This window comes from Ensifer adhaerens, from assembly GCF_013283195.1.
Lineage (GTDB): Bacteria > Pseudomonadota > Alphaproteobacteria > Rhizobiales > Rhizobiaceae > Ensifer > Ensifer adhaerens_G.
Genome location: NZ_JABEKT010000001.1, coordinates 3059771 through 3079696 on the forward strand (window position 1 = coordinate 3059771; position 19926 = coordinate 3079696).

Genomic DNA, 19926 nt, shown 5'->3' on the forward strand with positions numbered 1-19926 from the left:
TCTCCTCAAGTCGCACGCGACCTGGGGAGGCGGCAGAATGCCTGAAGTTCGACAGCAGCCTCGGCGCGCACAGCTGACAAGTGGCACCTGCAAGGCCCCCGGACGCGTCAGCCAAGCGCCGGCGATCAAGCCGCTGCCGCGACATGGAGAGACGCACAGCATCTCTGCCTCTGCGTTCCGCTCCACTGCCGCAGTCCAGGAAAAATGCAAAGCGTCGCCCAGCAGGAAAGACGTGAAAACAAAGCGATCGCGCGTTTCCCCGGCCCGCCTTCTGCATGTTTCCTTAAATCGTACCTGGCTTAACGATGAGCATGCGGCAATTCAAAGCGCTATAGCGCCCTATTGCACCGTGACATCGGGCAGCACGTCGAAATTCAGCCCCTGCCCACCCGGCTTCTGAGGCCCGTCGACAGTTCCCGGCGGCACCTGCGACGGGGCGCCCAGTTGCTGTTGCTGCTGGCGTTCGCGTTCGATACGTGCGGCTTCTTCCGCTGCCTTGCGCGCGGCCTCTTCCGCCGCCTTTCGTTCAGCCTCTGCGCGGGCCGCCAGATCCGCCTTCACCCGTTCCGCCTCAACTGCCGCCGCTGCACGCCGGCGCTCTTCGGCGACCGCCCGCAGGCGCTCGACTTCACGCTGCTGCGCCTTTGCCTTGTAAAGCTGAACCTCGCGACGCAGCCGTTGCTTCTCAAGCACGTTGGCCTGCAGCGTCTCGACGCGCCGGCGCTCGCGCTCAAACGCCCGAAGCGACAGGAAATTCGAGAGATCGGCAACATCGAGGTTCACGCCCGGTGACGAAAGCAGGCCGGCATAACTCAGCCGCACACGCGGCTCGGCCCCGGCCAGCGCCTCGTCGCCCGGCCGGAAGGTCATGTCGATGTTCGCGTCGAGACGCTCCGCCGCCAGATCCACCGATGCTTCGCCGACAAAGGCCGCGTTGCCGTCGGCAGCCGTGACGTTCTGCGCCCTGAGCACGCCACCGGCGATGCTGAAGGGGACCTTGACCACACCGACGACCGACTGGCCGGAAAACACGGCTGCCTCCGCCGCCTGGCGGATTGCGTCAGCCGAAATCTCCGTCTTCATGGCGTCGGCAGTTGCCATCAGCTGCGGCAGCGCCGCGCTGTTGACGCCGTTGAGCGTCACGCCGTTGAAGGTGGCGGTGCCCGAGCCGCTTGCGGAATGGGCCATGGCTTGCGCGTTCGCACCCGAGGCCTCGAGCGCTACCGAAACGTCGAAGGTGCCGGTGGCGACCGGGGCGCCCGCATGCGTCCAACCAGCCTGCGCCAGATCCCCGCCCTTGACGTCGAGCCGCGAGCGCAGGAAGCCGGAGCCATTGGCATTGCCGAGCTGCAACCGGCCTTCGAGCTTGCCGCCGAGCCAGTCGCCGGTCGCATCGGTAAAAGCGATCTCGTCGCCCTTCCACTCAAGCTTGCCGGCAAAGTTGCCGATGGCGCCGTAGAACCCCGGCCAGAAGTTCGCGGCCTGCACATCGAGCGCCACGTTGAAACCGGTCCAGGCGGGTTGCGTCACGGGGGTTTTCGACAGCGCTCCGCTCGACATGTCCTGAACATGGCCAAGGATGCCCTCGGCCAGCCAGGCGAGATCGAGCGTTGCGACACTGATCTGGCCTTCGGCCTTGCCCGGCACCTTGCGGTCGATCGTCAGGGCGCCTTCAAAGCCGTTGTTGTCGGCCTTGCCTTCGACGGTCGTAAAGGCGATCGCCTCCGGTGTCGTCGCCACGTCGGCCGAAACCGAGATCGGCAGGCCGGTGCCCGTCTGCGGCAACGCGATGCCCTGCTGCAGCAGATAGGGTTCGAGGTCTTCGGTCTGGAGTGTCAGTTTGGCCTGGCCCTCGAGGAAATGGTCTCGCGAGAGATCGAAGCTGCCTTTGGCGGCAAGCGACGTCTTCTCGGTGGTAAAGGTCACCGTGCCATTGGCGTTGGAGCCATCGGTGCTCTGCAGCTTGATGGAGAGGATGCCATTGGCATCGGCATCGAAAGGCAGCGGGTCGAACCCGGCCTGGCCGAGAAGCAGCAGCGTCTGCGGGTTTTCGAGCGTCGCTTCGAGCAGCATGCCCTTGCCGGAAAGCGCCTGTGCCATGTCGGGCGCCTGATAGCTGGCAGCGATCTTTGTGCCGTTGGCCGTGCCGAAAATGCCGAAGGTCGCCGGCGCGTTGCCTTCCTTGTTACCGGCAGTCAGCGTCACGTCGAAGGCAGCGTCCGTATAGAATGGTCCGGCCCGGGTCAGGCGGCGAAGGGCCGGATGATCGACGGCGTGCCGACCGATCATTTCCAGAAACGGTGTCAGGTCCTTGGCCGCCAGCTTCATCTTGGCCGAAATCACCGGCTTTTCGAGATCGCCGCTGGCGCGCCCGGAAAAGGCAAGTTGCGCGCCGGCAAGCGAACCGATCGCCACGCGCTCGGCCTGAAGCTGGCCATTCTTGAATGTCACCACCGCCTGAACGTCGCGCGCGTCCTCACCGAAGGCGGAGAACTCGTCGGCGGAAAGGTCGGCGGCAATCGCATGCTGCATCAGCGTCGAGGCCGAAGCATCGCCGGCAACCAGACCCGCCAGCGCCTGCAGGGCTTCGAGGTCGATGCGATTGCCGTTCAGCTGCAGCGACAGGTTCGGCTGCTGTTCGGCGAAGGACTGACGCTCGAGCCGCCCCTTGAGGCTGGCGTCGCCGGCGGCCACTTCCAGGTTTTCGAACTGCTGCAGCGTGTCGGTCAGGTTGACGGTTGCCGAAAAGCCCGCGGTCTTCAGCTTGCGGATCGCCGGATCGACGGAGCCCGCCAGCCAGCTCGCCAGGCCCGAAGGCTGGTTGGACGCGAGAAGCAGGTCGCCGCGGAACGAGCGCTGGCCCTTGAGGTTGAGCCGTCCCTTGGCCTCCAGCTGGGTGCGCCCGGGCAGAAGGGCCACGACATTGTCGATCACCCACCCGGCACCATCCGGCTGCACGTCGATGCGCACGTCGCGCACGGTCGTATCGCCGATGACGATCGCCGGCAGTTTCAGGCTGGCCCGTCCCGGCACCTGCGGAATGGGGATGTCGGCGGCAATCGCCAGCATCGCTTCCAGCCGCTGGCGCATGGAAATCGCCGGGTCGCGCCCGGTCTTGCCGTTGCTGCCGGAATTGCCGATGCGGCTGACGTCGATCTGCTGGCCGTCGGCGATCAGCAGGAACTTCTGATCCTTGCCGGTATCAAGCGTCGCCTCGCCGGTCACCACGTAAGGATCGTCCGCGGGGCCGATCTCGAACCGGTATTCCGGCACGCGGATACTCTCATTGGTCAGCTGGAAATCACCGTTGATGCGCAGCGGCGCATGGCCGTCCGCATCCTTTGCCTCGCCCTGCGGGCGATTTTCGGTCAGCGTGAAGCGACCGCCGTAGACCGGCTTGAAGTCGACGATCTTTAATGCACCGTCGAGCTCGACGCCGAAGGGACGCTTGTCCGGCGTCACCCGCGCCTTGAGGCTCAGCGCACCCGTCTCGTCCACCTCGTTGCTGGAAAAGGCGAAACTGCCGGCCTCGCCATCAAGCGCAGCCCGCCCCTCCACCTTCCAGGGGCCAGCCAGGGTACGGGCGGAAAGATCGGCGGAAAGGTCGGTCACGCGCCGGGTGCGGCCGGTCTGCTCGTCGATGAACTCGATCTCGCCGTTGGTGATCTCGACGTTTTCCAGCACCACCGTCTTGGCGGGGATCGCCGTGCGCGTGCCGCGCGCCCAGTCGAGGGTGCCATCAGGGAGAAGCCTGACCTTGGCCTTCGGCCGGTCGAGGCGCATATCGAAGATCAGGGCTTCGCCGCTCAGGAACGGCGCCAGTTCCGCGCTCATCGAGAACTGCGCGACCTGGATCAGCGGCTCGCCCTTGTCGCTGCCGCCGACGCGCACGTCATTGAGCGTGACCGTCGGGAACGGGATCAGCCGTGCGTCGACGCTGCCGTGGACGACGACAGGCTTGCCCATGATGCGGCTTGCCTCGCGTTCGAATTCCTTGCGGAATCCCGTCCAGTCGATGAACCACGGGGCGATCAGCGCCGCAAAAAGCGCAATGACCACAAGACCGCCGATGGCAACCAGAATTCGCGAAAGCACCGTGCCTACATTCCCATCAAGTTCTCAAGGCGCCCGTCGGCGCCGTCTGCGTCCATATGAACGCCAAAGCGACGTCTTCGTCCATTACATTTGGACGCCTTCGTCCTTATCCATTGCGAGGGCGTTGCCTGCCGCCCCACCGGGCGGCTGCAGCACCGCTCTCCCCTCGTCCGTCCACTCGCGTCAGGCGAAGATCTTGCCGGGGTTGAAGATGCCCTGCGGATCGAGCGAACGCTTGACCTGCCGCATCAGATCCAGCGCGTCGCCAAGCTCGGCTTCGAGAAACGGCATCTTGCCCTGACCGATGCCGTGCTCGCCGGTGCAGGTGCCATCCATCGACAGCGCCCGCGCGTTCAGCCTCTCGACGAAGGCCTCGGCCCGCGCCACGTCGGCGGCGTCCTTGTCGTCAAACAGCAGCCCGACATGGAAGTTGCCGTCGCCGGCATGTCCGACGATCGGGGCCGTCAGGCCGTGTGCCGCGATGTCCTCATGGGTCGCCGCCACGCAATCGGCCAGCCGCGAGATCGGCACGCACACATCGGTGGAAAGAATGGCTGCCCCGGGGATCAGGCTCTTCTGGGCCCAGTAGGCGTTGTGCCGCGCCTTCCACAGCCGCGCCCGCTCTTCGGGGTTGGTGGTCCAGATGAAGCCGCTGGAGCCGAAGTCGGCCGCAATTTCGGCAAAATGCCGCGACTGCATTTCGACGCTCTCGCTGTTGCCGTGGAATTCGACGAACAGCGTCGGCGTCTCCTCGTAGGAAAGGCCGGAATAGTTGTTGCAGGCCCTCATCTGCAGCGCGTCCAACAGCTCGATGCGGGCAACCGGAATGCCGGATTGAATCGTCAGGATCACCGCATTGCAGGCATCCGCAATCGTCGGGAACGGGCAGACGCCGCCGGAGATGACTTCGGGAATGCCCTGGAGCCGGAGCGTGATCGAGGTGATGATGCCAAGCGTGCCCTCGGCACCGACGAACAACCGGGTAAGGTCGTAGCCGGCCGACGACTTGCGGGCCCGATGCGCCGTGCGCACCTCGCGACCGTCTGCCGTCACCACTGTCAGCGCCAGCACATTGTCCTTCATGGTGCCGTAGCGCACCGCATTGGTGCCGGATGCACGCGTCGAGGCCATGCCGCCGATCGAGGCGTTGGCGCCAGGGTCGATCGGGAAGAACAGGCCCGTGTCGCGCAGATAGGTGTTGAGCTCTTCGCGGGTGATGCCGGGCTCGACCCGGCAGTCCAGATCTTCCGCGTTGACTTCGAGCACGCGGTTCATGCGCATCATGTCGACGGAGATGCCGCCGTGCGGCGCGTTGACATGGCCCTCGAGCGACGAGCCGGTGCCGAAGGGAATGAGCGGCACGGTGTTGGCCGCGGCGATTGCGACGATCTCGCGGACTTCGTCTGCACTTTCTGGAAAGACGACGCCGTCGGGAAGCTGCGCCGGGATATAGGTGGTGGTGTGGGCATGCTGGGCGCGGATCGCTTCGCCCGTCTGGAACCGATCGCCGAATCGGGCGGCAAGCTGCGCCTTTACGGTATCGATCCCGGTTTCGTTTCGCGAGCCAGCCCTGATCGCCTTCAATGCCACGGAAAACGTCCCTTCTTCATGCCATCCGCACCGCCCCGTTCCGACCTTGGGGAAGCGCTTTCATTTCAAGGCGCTACTGTGCAAATCGGAATCACTTTGTCCAGACGTTGACGCAGTCTCTAGCAGACTATCGCGTGAAAACGCCGGTGGTGAGACCTGAGTGTCACAAAGCTTTCGTCTTGTGACGGGAAACGCCCCCGAGGGCGGACCTTGGGCAGCAGGCGTTGTGCCGACGACACCGGCCTGTCACAACATCCTGCCAACACAACAATCTGGCCCTTTCCTGCGACAAACGGGATAGAGAAGAAGCCCGGTCGGCTGGCCGCTCCCGGCACTACATGAGGAAAAAGAACTATGTTCGGTCTGCTCGCTTTGCTGACGGCCTCGATATTCTTCGGCGCCGCCATCTACATCAACGTGGCTGAACAGCCGGCAAGGCTTCGGCTCGACAACCGCGCAGCGCTGACGCAATGGGTCCCGGCCTACCGTCGCGGTTTCCAGATGCAGGCCTCGCTCGCGATCATCTCGGGCCTGCTTGGTCTTGCCGCCTGGTGGCAGAGCGGCAATGGGCTCTGGGGCTTCGGCGCAGCAGTCATTCTCCTGAACTGGCCCTTTACGATCCTCTTGATCATGCCGATCAACCGGCGCCTGGAGGCAACGCGGCCAGAGGAAGTCAACGAGGAAACCCGCGGGCTTCTCGTTCACTGGGGCAGGCTGCACGCCGGCAGGAGCGCGTTCGGCGCTATCGCCATGCTGGTCTACCTCCTCGCCGTCTGGCTGGAGCTTCGGGGCTAGCGCATCCCGCTTTCAAGCGGAGCCATGGAAGGCCGGCAAGCTGCCCTATAGCCAAAGTGCTGGCGCATCCTTGGGCCGGTTGCGCCACGCGGGCCGCCGTTACTTCGCTTCGAGCGCGGCGGCGGCCTCCATTTCCTCGTGCAACTTGCGCTCCTCGTCCGCATGCGGCTTGGTAAGCCCGGCAATGACGAGATAGGCAACCGGCGTCAGGTAAAGCGTCACGACCACCGCAAGGCCGAGACCGCCGACCAGCACCCAGCCGAGCGCGATGCGCGCCTCCGCACCGGCACCGCTTGCCATCACCAGCGGCACCGCGCCGACGATGGTGGCGATCATTGTCATCATCACCGGCCTGAGGCGGATGTTGGCAGCATTCTCGATCGCGGTTCGCACATCCTGGCCACGGTCGCGCAGCTGGTTGGCGAATTCGACGATCAGGATGCCGTTCTTCGCCATAATGCCGACGAGCATCACCAGGCCGATCTGGCTGTAGATGTTGAGCGTATTGCCGGTGAGGATCATCGCAAAGACCGCGCAGGCGAGCCCCAGCGGCACCGTCGCCATGATGATCAGGCCGCTGACGAAGCTTTCGAACTGTGCGGCCAGCACCAGGAAGATGATGACGAGGGCAAAGCCGAAGGTGACGATGAGACCGTTGGCGTTCTCGTTGAGGGTCGCAGCTTCCGCAAGCGGCATGATGCGCGAGCCCGGCGGCAACAGCGGTTCCGCCATTTGCTCGACCATGGTCAAGGCTTCGCCGAGCGCGAGGTCAGACTTGAGCCCCGCCGACAGCGACACGGCGCGAAGCTGCGATTCCCGCGACAGCTGCGGCGCCACGGCCGTTTCCTCGACGCTGGCAATCGTCGACATCGGCACGATCTTGCCGTCGCCGGCCTTCAGGAAGATGTTCTGCAGGTCGGTCGGGTCATTGACTGGATTGGTCGAGGACAGAAGCTTGACCGGGTAAGATTCGCCGTCGACGAAGACATCGACGACGCTGTTGCCGTCGAGCATCGCCTGCAACGCCCAGGCCAGGCCACCGATATCGACGCCCATGTCGGATGCGCGCTCGCGGTCGATGGTGATCGAAAGCTGCGCCTGGTTGGCCTCGTAGTTCAGCCGCACGTTCTCGAAGCGACCGCTGTCTTCCATCTGGCGCACGAGCTTTGCGGCGGCATCGCCAAGCTTGGTGTAGTCGTTTCCGACCAGCGCCACCTGCAGGCCGCTGCCGGCGCCGCGAATGCCAAGGCTGTTGGGCTGCATCGCAAACACCCGCACCGAGGGAATGCGCGCGGTCACCTTGTTGATCTCCGCGACGATCTGCTGCTGGCTGCGTTCGCGTTCGCCCCAGGGCGCCAGCGTCAGCACCATGAAGCCGCTATTGGCCGAGCCGCCCTGGCCGGAGATCGAGAAGATGTTGTCGATCTCGCCGGATTTGACCAGCGGCTGCAACCCGTCCTCGATCCGGCGCATCTGCGCCTGCGCGTATTCGAGCGACACGCCCTGCGGCGCGTTGATACGCATCATCACTTGCGAGCGGTCCTCGCTCGGCGTCAGCTCCGATTTCAGCGTCATGAAGCCGATACCGCCCATGGCCGTGAAGAAGGCGGCAACGACGAAGACGATCAGTGGCGCATTGAGGCAGCCGCGCAGGGTGACGCGATAGAATTCGGACGCACGCGCGCCGAAACGGCGCATCGGCCCGGGTTTGGAATGGTTCTCCTGCGTCAGCATGCGCGATGCCAGCATCGGGCAGAGCGTCAGCGACACGAAGGATGACAAGAGGATCGAGAAAGCGAGCACGAAGCCGAACTCGCGGAAAAGACCGCCGGTCTGCCCCGGAAGAAACGACAGCGGAATGAACACAGCGGCAAGCGTCGCCGTCGTCGCCAGCACCGCGAAGAACACTTCGAGCGTGCCGTGCACGGCCGCGGCCCTCGGCCCCAGCCCCTCGGCCCGTCGCCGCACGATGTTTTCCAGGACCACGATCGCGTCGTCGACCACAAGACCTGTCGCAAGCACGATGGCGAGCAGCGTCAGGATGTTGATCGAGAAGCCGGCCATGTAGATCGCCGCTACGGTACCGATCAGCGCAATAGGCATGGTGATCGTCGGGATCAGCGTCGCCCGCCAGTCGAGCAGGAACATGTAGATGACGAGTGTGACGATGAAGATCGCCACGACCAGCGCGATTTCCACCTCGTGGATGGCGCCGTTGATGAACACCGCATCGTCGCTGGTGATCCTGAGCTGCGTGCCCTCGGGAAGGATTTCCGTCTGGATCGTCTCGACAACCTTGCGCACGCCTTCCGAAATATCGACAGTGTTGGACTGTGCCTGGCGGATGATGCCAAGGCCGATGCCCTGGCGACCGTTGGAGCGCAGCGCCGTCGAGCCGGTATCAGGCCCGAGCGTCACCGTGCCGATATCGCGCAGCCGCACATTGTTGACAAGGATCAGGTTTTCGAACTGCTCCGGCGTCTGCAGGTCGGCGGTGGCGCGCACCGAAATGTCCTGGCTGGCGCTCGTCAGCTTGCCGGCCGGCACGTCATAGGAGGCGTTGGCAAGCGCCGTCCTGAGGTTTGCCACCGTCACCCCGCGCCCGGCGAGCTTGGCCTGGTCGAGGTCGATGCGGAAGATCTTTTCCTGGTCGCCGTAAACGGCGACGTCGGCGACACCCTCGACAGCGGCGAGCCGGTCGCTGATCTCGTTTTCGACCAGCAGCGTCATGTCTTCCATCGACATGGTGTCGGAGGTCAGCGCCAGGCGCATGATCGGCTGGCTATCGGCATCCGCCTTGACGATGCTCGGCTCGTCGACATCTTCCGGCAACTGGTTGCGCACGCGGCCGAGCGCGTCGCGAATGTCGTTGGCCGCCTGGCCGATATCGGTGGTGTCGGAAAACTGCAGCGTTACCCGGCTGCGGCCGAAGGACGATGTCGAGGAAATGTCCTTGATGCCCTGAACGCGCGAGACGGCGCCCTCGACCACCGAGGTCACCTCGCGGTCCATCGTTTCGGGCGCAGCACCATCGAGCGTCGTCGTGACCGATATGACCGGCTGGTCGACCTGTGGCAGCTCGCGGATTTCGATGCCGTTCCAGGCCGCAAGGCCGGCAACGACGATCAGCGTATTGACCACCAGCGCGAAGATCGGCCGGCGAATGAAAAGGGCGGTGAAGCCGGTCTTGCCGGCCTCGCGGGCGGTTTGGTGTCCCGGTTCCTTGGCGCCGCTCACTTCACGTCCTCCGCGACCTTCTGCGCGGTATCGCGGCGCTCGCGCCCGGCGATGCGGACTTCGCCGCCATCGCGCAGCCGCTGCACGCCTTCGGTGACGACTTCGTCGCCTTCGCTCAAGGCCGCATCGACCAGCACCTTGTCCGGGTTGCGCTGGATGATCTTGACTGGAACACGCTCGCTCTTGTCGGCGCTCACGCGCCAGACATAGGAGCCGTCGGAGCTCCACTGGATGGCGAGCGGATCGACGGTCGGATAGGTGTCGCCATCGAAGGCCATCGTTACCGAGAAGGACATGCCCGCCCGCAATGTGTCGTCAGGGTTTTCCAGACGTGCCCGGACCCGCAACGTGCGGCTTGCCTGGTCCAGTCGGTTGTCGATGGCATGGATGACGCCGTCGAGCTGGCTGCCCGGCTGGGCGATGGCATGCGCCGTCACAGGCTGGCCGACGACGATCTTGTTGGCAAAACGCTCCGGTACCCAGAAGTCGACGAGGATCTCCGAACGGTCGTCGACGACGGCAATCGGCGTCGTCGTGGTGACGTAGTCGCCGACATTGACGGTGATGATGCCGACGACGCCCTTCGACGGCGCGACGATATCGCGGCGCTTCAAATCGAGCTCGGCTGTCTTGAGTGCCAGTTCGGCGGTCTGCATGGCGATTTCGGCGTCGCGCACTTCGACGGCCGTCACCGCGCGCGCTGTGCTGAGGTTGCGGTAGCGTTCCACCTTTTCCTTTGCGCTGTCGCGCGTCAGACGCGCCTGGTCGGCGGCAATCTTCTGGTCGTCGCTGTCGAGCTTGGCGATCACCTGGCCCTCAGCCACCCTATCGCCGGAACGCACGAGAATTTCGGTGAGATTGCCTGTGGCCGTCGGTGTCACGGTGACGGAGTGGATCGCCTCGCCATTGCCGATAGCGTTCAGCCGGTCGTTGACGACGGCCGTTGCCGACGGACGCACCATGACGAGCACGGCATCGTTGCCGCCTTGCCTGCGCGCGCCGCCACCCTGACCGCCCTCGCCGCCAGCACCGCCGTCCTGCTTGGAGAGAGCATCGATCAAAGGGTGCGAAACACCGATCGCCGCCAACGTTTCGCCTGCCCCGGGCACGAACCGCACCCAGACGCCGGCACCCACCAAAAGCACAACGGCGCTGACCGCCAGCTGTTTCCAAACCCGCATTCATGTCTCCAAATATGCAAAACACGCTCCAGCGCGGCACGCACCGGCGGAACGTTCCGATTTGCCCCAAGTATCGTTGTTCGGGCCTTTGGGGGCAACGACGGAATGCCATCATTACGCAATTGTAATAAAAGCGAATTTGTTGGCGGTATGATGTCATCCGGACCATCATCGCACCAGCAGCGGCGATATCGTGTTATTCCCTAGAAAAACACTAGACAATCACCGTTTACAGTCACGGCGACTGAGGTATCCTGCAACCGCCGGCAGCCATTGCCATCAGGTTTCGACCGGTTCTTGAGAGGGGAGCAAAGTCATGTGCGATGCGTGTGTCATGGAATCCGTAAAGCAGAAAATGTTGTCCCGCCGCAGCTTCTTTAAAGCTGCAGCCGTCGGAACGGCGGGCATCGCAGCGGCAAGTGCGGGCATCGCGCCGCCGGCGCTGGCCCAGGGACACGCCAGCGTTACCGACCTCACCCACGAACTCTACGAGGAGTTCCCGACCTTCTTCGGCCAGCAGCAATTCTTCCGCGAGGAGAAATTCAACTACGCCAAGGACAAGTTCAACATGTTCGAGCTCCGGGTGAACGAGCACACCGGCACCCATGTCGACGCGCCGCTGCATTTCTCCGCCGACGGCCTGTCCGTGGCCGAACTGCCGGTCGAGAAGCTGGTCGTGCCGCTCGCAGTCATCGACATCCGCCAGAAGGCCTCTGCCGACGCCGATGCCCAAGTGACGCCCGACGACATCAAGGCCTGGGTCGCCGCCAATGGCGACATTCCTGAAAACGCCTGCGTCGCCATGCTCTCGGGCTGGGGCGTGCATCTCGGCACCGACAAGTTCCGCAACGCCGATGCCGACGGCAAGCTCCATTTCCCCGGCTTCCACGTCGAGGCGGCAAAGTATCTGCTGGAAGAGACCAAGGCCGCCGGCATCGCCGTCGACACGCTGTCGCTCGATCACGGCCCTTCGCCCGATTTCGCCACCCACTATGCCTGGCTGCCGGAAGGCCGCTGGGGGCTGGAGGCCGCCGCCAACCTCGACAAGGTGCCGGCCAAGGGCGCGACCCTGGTGCTCGGCGCGCCGAAGCATCGTGGCGGCACCGGCGGCCCTGCGCGCGTGTTTGCGCTCATCTGAACCCGTTTTCCTACCGATCCGGCGGCACGCGCCGCCGGACAATGACCCGGAGACATCATGAGCACCATTACCCCACCCGCCGATCCGGAATCCGACCCGCGCGTCAAGGCCGTGTTCGACGACATCCGCACCACCCGCAAATCGGACTTCATCAACAACATGTGGCTGTGGCTCGCCTTCGATCCGGATCTGCTGGAGCAGACCTGGCGCGACGTCAAGGCAGTGATGGCAACGCCCTCGGCCCTCGATCCGCTGGTCAAGGAAATGCTCTACATCGCCGTTTCCGTCAGCAATGGCTGCGGCTACTGCGCCCATTCCCATACGGCGGCAGCGAAGGCCAAGGGCATGACCGACGCCGAACATGCCGATCTCCTCCGGGTGATCTCGCTTGCCGCCAGAACCAACCAGTTGGCGACCGCCTTGCAGGTGCCGGTGGACTCCGCCTTCGACAGGACGGCCTGACGACGGCTCGCAGTCGAACTTGAGGGAGAATAAGCGGCTTCGAAATCGCCTGTCTTTCCACAGGCTTGGTGCGGCTGGCGCAGAAAACGGAATAAAAGAAGAACATCCTTTCTGGCCTTTCGCCTCCGAATCACTACATTGAGCCGCATGATGAGTGGTTTCGACGACATACCCTTCTTCGACGAAGAGCCGGCCCCGCGTAAGCCGCAGCCGCCGGCAACGGGCGGCATCGCCGCGCGCGCCATGGCAGCGCGCGACCGGCAGCAGCGCCCGGACTATCTCTCCGGCCTCAACCCGGAGCAGGCCGAAGCGGTGGAATCGCTCGACGGCCCGGTGCTTGTTCTCGCTGGCGCCGGCACGGGCAAGACCCGTGTGCTCACCACCCGCATCGCGCATATTCTCTCCACCGGCCGCGCCTTCCCCTCGCAGATCCTGTCGGTGACCTTCACCAACAAGGCTGCGCGCGAGATGAAGGAACGCATCGGCGTGCTCGTCGGCCATGCGGTCGAGGGCATGCCCTGGCTCGGCACCTTCCACTCGATCGGCGTCAAGCTTCTGCGCCGCCACGCCGAGCTCGTGGGCCTGCGCTCCGATTTCACCATTCTAGACACCGACGACGTCATCCGGTTGATCAAGCAGATCATCCAGGCCGAGGGTCTCGACGACAAGCGCTGGCCGGCCAAGCAGTTCGCCGGCATGATCGACGGCTGGAAGAACAAGGGGCTCGACCCCGCGCAGATCCCCGAGGGCGATGCTCGCGCCTTTGCCAACGGCAAGGGCCGCGAGCTTTACGCCGCTTACCAGAACCGCCTGCGCACCCTGAACGCCTGCGACTTCGGAGACCTGCTGCTGCACCCGATCCGCATGTTCCGCAGCAATCCGGATGTGCTGAAGGAGTATCACGACAAGTTCCGCTACATCCTCGTCGACGAGTATCAGGACACCAACACCGCACAGTACATGTGGCTGCGGCTCCTGGCGCAGCGCCCCAAGGGCGTGCCGCAGAACGTCTGCTGTGTCGGCGACGACGACCAGTCGATCTATGGCTGGCGCGGCGCGGAAGTGGACAATATCCTGCGCTTCGAGAAGGATTTCCCGGGCGCCAAAGTGATCAAGCTCGAGCGCAACTACCGCTCGACCGAGCATATTCTCGGTGCTGCCGCCCATCTGATCGCCCATAACGAGGGGCGGCTCGGCAAGACGCTGTTCACCGAACGCACCGACCCGGATGACGAGAAGGTGCAGGTGCACGCGGCCTGGGATTCCGAGGAGGAAGCCCGCGCCGTCGGCGAGGAAATCGAGCAGCTGCAGCGCAAGAGCCACAAGCTCAACGACATGGCGATCCTGGTGCGCGCCTCGTTCCAGATGCGCGAGTTTGAAGACCGCTTCGTCACGCTCGGCCTCAACTACCGCGTCATCGGCGGCCCGCGCTTTTATGAGCGGCTCGAGATCCGCGACGCCATGGCCTATTTCCGGCTCGTCTGCCAGCCGGCCGACGATCTCGCCTTCGAACGCATCGTCAACACGCCGAAACGCGGCCTTGGCGACACCACCATCCGCACCCTGCACGACTATGCCCGCGCCCGCGACATTCCCATGCTGGCGGCGGCAACCGATATCATCGAGACCGACGAGCTGAAGCCGAAGGCCCGAAAAGGCCTGTTCGACGTCGTTGCCGATTTCCGCCGCTGGCAGGGCCTGCTCGAAACCACCCCTCATACCGAACTTGCCGAGCAGATCCTCGACGAGAGCGGCTATACCGCGATGTGGCAGAACGACAAATCGGCCGAAGCGCCGGGGCGGCTGGAAAACCTGAAGGAACTCATCCGCTCGATGGAAGCCTTCGAGAGCCTGCGTGGCTTCCTCGAACACGTCTCGCTGGTGATGGACGCCGAGCAGAACGAAAACCTCGATGCCGTCTCGATCATGACGCTGCATTCGGCCAAGGGGCTGGAATTCGACACCGTATTCCTGCCCGGCTGGGAGGAAGGCCTGTTTCCGCACCAGCGCGCGCTGGACGAAGGCGGCCGCTCCGGCCTCGAGGAAGAACGGCGCCTTGCCTATGTCGGCATCACCCGGGCAAAGCACCGCTGCCACATCTGGTTCGTCTCCAACCGCCGCATCCATGGCCTGTGGCAATCCACCCTGCCCTCACGCTTCCTCGACGAACTGCCGATCACCCATGTCGACGTCGCCGAGAGCGAGCAATCCTATGGCGGGTACGGCCGCGGCGGCTACGGCCAGTCGCGCTTCGACAAGGCCGACCCGTTCCAGAACAACTACTCGACCCCCGGCTGGAAGCGCGCCCAGCAGAACCGTTCGGATGCGACGCGCGACAACTGGGGCTCACGCTCCGGCCACGCCGTCGAACGCATCGGCTACGGCGAAAGCGGCCCGCGCAGCCGCACCATCGACGGCGAACTGGTGGCAAAATCGACCAGCACCGAGCCCTCGCGCTTCACCGTCGGCGACCGCGTCTTCCACATGAAGTTCGGCAACGGCAACATTTCGGCGATCGAAGGCAACAAGCTGACGATCGACTTCGACAAGGCCGGGCAGAAGCGCGTGCTGGATGGGTTCGTCGAGAAGGTGTGAGCAATTGGTCTAGGCGGCGGCCAGCCGCCTAAAGGTGCTCGACGCTGAGCCGTCCGCCCCAGCGGTCGTTGAGGTATTCGCAGACGAGCGTGCGGTGGCAGCGGTGCGGCTTGTCCTCGGCGCAGAGCAGGCAGGCGCCCTGAAGCGCCTCCGGCTTTACCTGCTGCTCGATCTTGCGCTCGGCCATCAAATCCAGAAAGTCCCGAGAAAAGGTCTTCCAGTCGCCCTTGTCGGTCTTGTAGGCCTTCATGATTGCTTCGGTCGGCGCGAAAAGCGGCTGGTGCACATAGTCGATGCCGCCGATCCGCTTCAGGAAGAAGGCAAGATCAGCGGCCTTGGCAAAGCCGGCGAGCTGCGAGGTGTTGTGCAGCCTGACATCGACAATCGTCCTGACGCCGGCCTTCTGCAGGCGATCGAAGAAATCTTCGGCCGACGATTTCGTGAAGCCGATCGTCGAAACCTGCACGTTGCCCATGGCGCTCCCCCTGTCCGTGGCCCCAGCCCGGCTGAAGCCTAGACCATCTTTCGGTAGACGAGAAAGCCGGACTTCTCCGCCACCTTGTCATAGAGCTTCATCGCCGTCTCGTTGGTCTCGTGCGTCTGCCAGTAAACCCGCGTCGATCCGGCCTGGCGAGCAGCCTCGTAGACGCCTTCGATCAGCGCTGCGCCGACACCCTTGCCGCGCGCAGCCTCGCTGGTGAACAGATCCTGGAGATAGCAGTTCGGGCCGATCGCCGTCGTGTTGCGGTGAAAGAGATAATGGGTGAGCCCAACGAGCCGCCCATGACTTTCAGCCACCAGCGCATGCACCGGCTCATAGCCGTCAAAGAAGCGCGACCAGGTCATCGCGGTAATCGCCGGGTCCAGCGCCGTTGCGCCGGAGCGGCCATAGAAGGCGTTATAGCCATCCCAGAGCGGCAGCCATTGCTCGTAATCATCGCGGGCAATCGGGCGGATGCTAAGTGCGTCGGTCATGTCGGTTCCTGTTTTTGGTTGAGCACGGGCCTTTGCCCGACAGCATCTGCGAATTGTGCGCGCAACGCATCTTTGAGACTGACTTTTCCCCTGCAATTTGAAAACATTAGGCGCGACTGATGTTGTCGCGAACTGCCTGTCTCAACGATCAGGTGGCGACATGCCTTGCGCAAGCACGATAGGTGGATTGGCGGAACCGAGCCTGAGTGAACCGTGCGCGGCAGACCGACCGGAACCGGTCCGCTAACAGCGCATCTTCATGCCGGACACTGGGCTTTGCGGGCAGAGGCCGTCAGGCGACACGCCGGCCCGTTGACGACCCCCTTGCCATCTGCCCGATGATCTCGTCGACGCCGGTCAGGATCGCGTCGCCCATGAAGGCGATGTTGTCCATCGACCGTTCGCCAGCCTCGTGATGCCCGGCGCCGCAGGCGTCGCGGATGACGATGGGCACGAGCCCGAGATCGGCGCCATGACGCACGGTCGGGTCGATGCCGATTTCCGTAGCAATGCCGCAGATGGCAAACGACGTCAGCCCGAGATCGCGCAGGATGATGGCAAGCGGCGTGCCCTCGAAGGCGGAAAACGTGATCTTGTCGAGGATCGCCTCATCCTCGCGTGGCGCCAGTTCCGGCACCAGCTCGAAGCCGGGCGTGTTGCGCAGGAACCAGGGCCTGACCGCATCCGGATCGTCCGTGCGCTGCCAGGCCATCGCCTGGCGCATCTGGAACGCGCCCATCAGCGGCTTCGGCATCGACAGGTGCCTGAGGAAGATGACGGGATAGCCGCCGGCGCGCGCCGCCTCCAGCACCTTCAGCACCTCGGCCAGGATCGCCGGACCATTCTTGACCTGGTTGGTGATCCCCACCTGCATGTCATAGACGACAAGCGCCATCCGCTCCGGCCGGCAAAAATCGGCAAGCGTTTTCCCAATGTCCCGTGAAACTACCATCATTCCCCTCTTTCGGCCCACCTCCTCAGGCGGCCGTCCCCCACGCTTCAATCAAGCACTGGGAATGTGGCGCGGCGGTTGCAAGGTTTCAATACGGTCCGGATCTGAGGACGGCGGCGGCACCACCGTCTCAAGCGCCCTCACCTTCGCCGTGCCTCGCCTTGCGGAGCAAGGCCATGACTTCCGCATCCGAGGTCTGCTCGAAGTCGCGATAGTGCAGACCGACGGCGCGGAAGAAGGCTGGCGTCGAAAGACAGACGATGGCCTCGACCGACGGGCGCAGGCTTGCGATTGCGCTCGCCGGCGCGACCGGAACCGCCAGCAGCAGACTACCCACATCGGCGCGGCGCAGCGCCTGGATCGCGGCGCGGATCGTGCCGCCGGTCGCGATGCCGTCATCGACGAGCACCACGTTGCGCCCCTTTGGCGACAGTGGCTCACGGTCGCCGAGATAGAGCACCCGCCGCCGTGCGATTTCGGCACGTTGTCGTTCGGCTTCGGCGGCGATGTAGCCGCGTGCCGGCCGGACGAGGCGCACCGCCTCGCGGTTCAGAACCAGCTCCGCCTCCTCGCCGTCGACCAGGGCGCCAAGGCCGAACTCCTGGTGTCCGGGCGCGCCGATCTTGCGCACGATCAGCACTTCAAGCGGTGCGTCGAGGTGCAGGGCGATCTCGAAGGCAACCGGCACGCCGCCACGCGGCAACGCCATCACCAGGGGAGCCGGCGGGACGGAGGCTGCCACCGCCAGCGCCAGCCGACGGCCGGCATCGGCCCTGTCTTCGAAGAACACCGGTCCCGTGAACATATCGCCTCTCCCGGCCGGAAAAAGGCCGCTTGAACCGTCCCGTGCAAGGTCGTAACCGGCAAAACAACGCACCGTCCGTCAGTTGTCACTCGGCGTCGGTGGACAACCGTTCCAATCACGGCAATCGCTAAAATTGCAGCGATTTTCGCCGGATTTCATTAAGGCGCCAAAGCTACCAATTGACCCTGCATATCTGACTTTGCCGCAAGCCGCCTTCCTCGATTTTAGCACGACAGGCCGTTTCGAAATGAGCTTTCTTCCTGCCTTATCGATCATCTCCCTTTTGGTGATGCTACCGGTTCTGCTGTCGCTGCGGAAAGGCGCGACGCCAGGGGCTGCGGAGTTCGCTTCAGGCTGTGTAACCACGGCTGTGGCCATGGCGTTGGTGATGGTATCCGGGCTTCCGTCGCTCCAGCCGCTGGCGTTGGTCGGCTATGCATTCCTTGCCATCGCCTGTCTTTTCGTGCTCGCCGGCTTCCGGGCGTTCTTCGCGCTGCCCAGCTGGTGGCCGGCAATCCTGTCGCTCGGTACGACCTTGGCTGCCACCCTTTCGGTCTTGGCCGCATCAGGCTCGCACAGTTTCGCGGCTCGGGCGCTGATCGCGCTCGGCATAGCGGCTGCCGTGTTCGTGATCGCCTCCATTTCCGTCCTGAGATTGCGCACCGCCAGCGACCCGACGGCACGCCGAGCGATCGTCATCGGAAGTGCGGTTGCCGGTGTAACGCTTCTGCATATCGCTGCACATTTGCCGGCTGCCACCGTCGACCAGACAGGCCCGGTCGCCGAGGTCGCCTGGAATTTCGCGCTGGCGTCCATGTGGCTGCTCTACATGCCGATCCTTTATCTCGGCGTCGTCCTCATGGCGCATGATCGCGTCATCGCCGAACTCAAGTCCACGATCGCCCGCGACGAGCTGACGGGAGCGCTGTCGCGACGCGCCTTTACCGACCTCGGCGAGCGCCTGCTCGCATCGTGCCTCGCCCGAACGCGCCCGGCCGCATTCCTGTTGCTGGACCTCGATTATTTCAAGCAGATCAACGACCGTTACGGCCATGCTGCCGGCGATGCGGCACTTGGTCACTTCGCCGGTATCGTCACCGCTTGCCTTGCCGGGCGCGGCACTTTCGGGCGCATCGGCGGCGAGGAGTTCGGCATCGTCCTGTCCGATCATACCGAAGGGGAAGCGTTTCTCCTGGCCGAGGAGATCGGGCGCACGGTCCGCGACACGCCGGTCGGCCGCTTTGGCCAACCGATCCGATTGACGGTCAGCATCGGCATTGCCAGTGCGAGCACCGGCGATACCATGACCGACGTGATGGTTCGGGCCGACATGGCGCTCTACGCTTCCAAGGCAGACGGTCGCGACCGCTGCACCATCGCAGGCCGGCTGCAGCCGGATGCGAGCGCCCGCGTGCTGGCCGCTGCCGCAGCCCAGCTTCGTGCTGCCGAAGACTATTCTCTCACGCCGCAGTTGCTGCGCGATACCGGCTGAACCAGCCTGTCCTGTCAAAGCCTGAACCGCCGGGCCGCCATGCAGTTTCATCTTGCATTGACCGCGGCAGAACCTATGTGAACGGTGCAATCCACCGGAGGAAATCCATGTCCCGTTCGTTCCGCGTCTCGATGCTTGCCGGCCTTGCCGCCCTCGTGACGACCCTCGCCCACGCCGAAACCGTCGGCGAAGTCGGGGTCGACTGGCTCGGCAACGACATCATCGTCGACGCGGTCAGCGACCCCAAGGTCAAGGGCGTCACCTGCCACGTCACCTATTTCGATCGCGGCGTCATCGATCGGCTGAAGAACGGCAACTGGTTTGAGGACCCTTCCAACAACTCGATCGCCTGCCGCCAGACGGGCCCGATCGAGATCGGCGACATCGAGCTGTCAAAGGAAGGCGAGGAAGTCTTCCGCTCCGGCCTGTCGCTGATCTGGAAAGACCTGCTCGTCACCCGGATCTACGACCGCAAGAACGACACGCTGATCTACCTTGCCCATTCGCGCGAACTGACCGACGGCTCGGCCAAGATGTCGATCACGACGATCCCGCTCTACGGACAGACCGTCAACTGGCAGGAAGGCAAGCCTGCGCCTTGATCGCGCG

The 19926-nt window shown here is 64.2% G+C and carries 14 protein-coding genes; 6 read left to right on the forward strand and 8 right to left on the reverse strand.

Annotation, left to right across the window (positions count from 1 at the left end):
- Window positions 1-339 precede the first annotated feature (339 nt).
- Window positions 340-4095, reverse strand: coding sequence for an AsmA family protein (locus tag LPJGGPFB_RS14665; RefSeq protein ID WP_173420566.1), 3756 nt, complete (start codon window positions 4093-4095; stop codon window positions 340-342).
- 183 nt (window positions 4096-4278) lie between these two features.
- On the reverse strand, window positions 4279-5685 hold the full coding sequence (locus LPJGGPFB_RS14670) for an FAD-linked oxidase C-terminal domain-containing protein (RefSeq protein WP_173420567.1): 1407 nt from the start codon (window positions 5683-5685) through the stop codon (window positions 4279-4281).
- 354 nt (window positions 5686-6039) lie between these two features.
- On the opposite strand from LPJGGPFB_RS14670, the gene LPJGGPFB_RS14675 reads away from it, so the two are divergent.
- The gene (locus LPJGGPFB_RS14675) at window positions 6040-6480 is read left to right on the forward strand and encodes an anthrone oxygenase family protein (RefSeq protein ID WP_173420568.1); all 441 of its coding nucleotides are present in this window, start codon (window positions 6040-6042) and stop codon (window positions 6478-6480) included.
- A gap of 99 nt (window positions 6481-6579) precedes the next feature.
- On the opposite strand, the gene LPJGGPFB_RS14680 is transcribed toward LPJGGPFB_RS14675, so the two are convergent.
- Entirely contained in the window at window positions 6580-9717 is a 3138-nt protein-coding gene (locus LPJGGPFB_RS14680; protein WP_173420569.1) for an efflux RND transporter permease subunit, read from the reverse strand.
- On the reverse strand, window positions 9714-10898 hold the full coding sequence (locus tag LPJGGPFB_RS14685) for an efflux RND transporter periplasmic adaptor subunit (RefSeq protein ID WP_173420570.1): 1185 nt from the start codon (window positions 10896-10898) through the stop codon (window positions 9714-9716). Before LPJGGPFB_RS14685 ends, LPJGGPFB_RS14680 begins: the two co-directional genes overlap by 4 nt.
- A gap of 316 nt (window positions 10899-11214) precedes the next feature.
- On the opposite strand from LPJGGPFB_RS14685, the gene LPJGGPFB_RS14690 reads away from it, so the two are divergent.
- The 3 genes from LPJGGPFB_RS14690 to LPJGGPFB_RS14700 all read left to right on the forward strand — a co-directional run bounded on the left by LPJGGPFB_RS14690 (window position 11215) and on the right by LPJGGPFB_RS14700 (window position 15093).
- A complete protein-coding gene (locus LPJGGPFB_RS14690) occupies window positions 11215-12036 on the forward strand; it encodes a cyclase family protein (protein WP_173420571.1) in 822 nt (273 codons plus the stop codon).
- Between the two features lie 57 nt (window positions 12037-12093).
- Window positions 12094-12498: a carboxymuconolactone decarboxylase family protein gene (locus tag LPJGGPFB_RS14695; protein WP_173420572.1), complete on the forward strand. Its 405-nt coding sequence runs from the start codon at window positions 12094-12096 to the stop codon at window positions 12496-12498.
- Window positions 12499-12645: 147 nt separating this feature from the next.
- Window positions 12646-15093 carry an ATP-dependent helicase gene (locus tag LPJGGPFB_RS14700; RefSeq protein ID WP_173421054.1) on the forward strand — a complete coding sequence of 816 codons (2448 nt, stop codon included), beginning with the start codon at window positions 12646-12648 and terminating at the stop codon, window positions 15091-15093.
- 28 nt (window positions 15094-15121) lie between these two features.
- Here LPJGGPFB_RS14700 and LPJGGPFB_RS14705 read toward each other — a convergent pair whose 3' ends face one another.
- From LPJGGPFB_RS14705 to LPJGGPFB_RS14720, 4 genes are all read right to left on the reverse strand, one after another.
- Entirely contained in the window at window positions 15122-15568 is a 447-nt protein-coding gene (locus tag LPJGGPFB_RS14705; protein WP_173420573.1) for a DUF488 domain-containing protein, read from the reverse strand.
- A gap of 38 nt (window positions 15569-15606) precedes the next feature.
- Window positions 15607-16068: a GNAT family N-acetyltransferase gene (locus LPJGGPFB_RS14710; protein ID WP_173420574.1), complete on the reverse strand. Its 462-nt coding sequence runs from the start codon at window positions 16066-16068 to the stop codon at window positions 15607-15609.
- A 292-nt stretch (window positions 16069-16360) separates the two neighbouring features.
- Window positions 16361-17020, reverse strand: coding sequence for a cysteine hydrolase family protein (locus tag LPJGGPFB_RS14715; RefSeq protein ID WP_173420575.1), 660 nt, complete (start codon window positions 17018-17020; stop codon window positions 16361-16363).
- Between the two features lie 130 nt (window positions 17021-17150).
- The gene (locus LPJGGPFB_RS14720) at window positions 17151-17825 is read right to left on the reverse strand and encodes a phosphoribosyltransferase (RefSeq protein ID WP_173420576.1); all 675 of its coding nucleotides are present in this window, start codon (window positions 17823-17825) and stop codon (window positions 17151-17153) included.
- Window positions 17826-18072: 247 nt separating this feature from the next.
- Here LPJGGPFB_RS14720 and LPJGGPFB_RS14725 point away from each other — a divergent pair, with 247 nt between their 5' ends.
- Window positions 18073-19317 carry a GGDEF domain-containing protein gene (locus LPJGGPFB_RS14725; protein ID WP_173420577.1) on the forward strand — a complete coding sequence of 415 codons (1245 nt, stop codon included), beginning with the start codon at window positions 18073-18075 and terminating at the stop codon, window positions 19315-19317.
- A gap of 107 nt (window positions 19318-19424) precedes the next feature.
- Window positions 19425-19919 (forward strand): CreA family protein, encoded by a 495-nt coding sequence (locus LPJGGPFB_RS14730; protein WP_173420578.1) that lies wholly within the window; start codon window positions 19425-19427, stop codon window positions 19917-19919.
- Window positions 19920-19926: the final 7 nt, after the last annotated feature.

Bases quoted from the DNA above. Each gene is read 5' to 3' on its own strand.
- LPJGGPFB_RS14710 (WP_173420574.1), bottom strand. From the start codon at position 16,068: ATGACCGACGCACTTAGCATCCGCCCGATTGCCCGCGATGATTACGAG.
- LPJGGPFB_RS14675 (WP_173420568.1), top strand. From the start codon at position 6,040: ATGTTCGGTCTGCTCGCTTTGCTGACGGCCTCGATATTCTTCGGCGCC.
- LPJGGPFB_RS14700 (WP_173421054.1), top strand. From the start codon at position 12,646: ATGATGAGTGGTTTCGACGACATACCCTTCTTCGACGAAGAGCCGGCC.
- LPJGGPFB_RS14685 (WP_173420570.1), bottom strand. From the start codon at position 10,898: ATGCGGGTTTGGAAACAGCTGGCGGTCAGCGCCGTTGTGCTTTTGGTG.
- LPJGGPFB_RS14705 (WP_173420573.1), bottom strand. From the start codon at position 15,568: ATGGGCAACGTGCAGGTTTCGACGATCGGCTTCACGAAATCGTCGGCC.
- LPJGGPFB_RS14695 (WP_173420572.1), top strand. From the start codon at position 12,094: ATGAGCACCATTACCCCACCCGCCGATCCGGAATCCGACCCGCGCGTC.
- LPJGGPFB_RS14720 (WP_173420576.1), bottom strand. From the start codon at position 17,825: ATGTTCACGGGACCGGTGTTCTTCGAAGACAGGGCCGATGCCGGCCGT.
- LPJGGPFB_RS14730 (WP_173420578.1), top strand. From the start codon at position 19,425: ATGTCCCGTTCGTTCCGCGTCTCGATGCTTGCCGGCCTTGCCGCCCTC.
- LPJGGPFB_RS14715 (WP_173420575.1), bottom strand. From the start codon at position 17,020: ATGGTAGTTTCACGGGACATTGGGAAAACGCTTGCCGATTTTTGCCGG.
- LPJGGPFB_RS14725 (WP_173420577.1), top strand. From the start codon at position 18,073: ATGAGCTTTCTTCCTGCCTTATCGATCATCTCCCTTTTGGTGATGCTA.
- LPJGGPFB_RS14690 (WP_173420571.1), top strand. From the start codon at position 11,215: ATGTGCGATGCGTGTGTCATGGAATCCGTAAAGCAGAAAATGTTGTCC.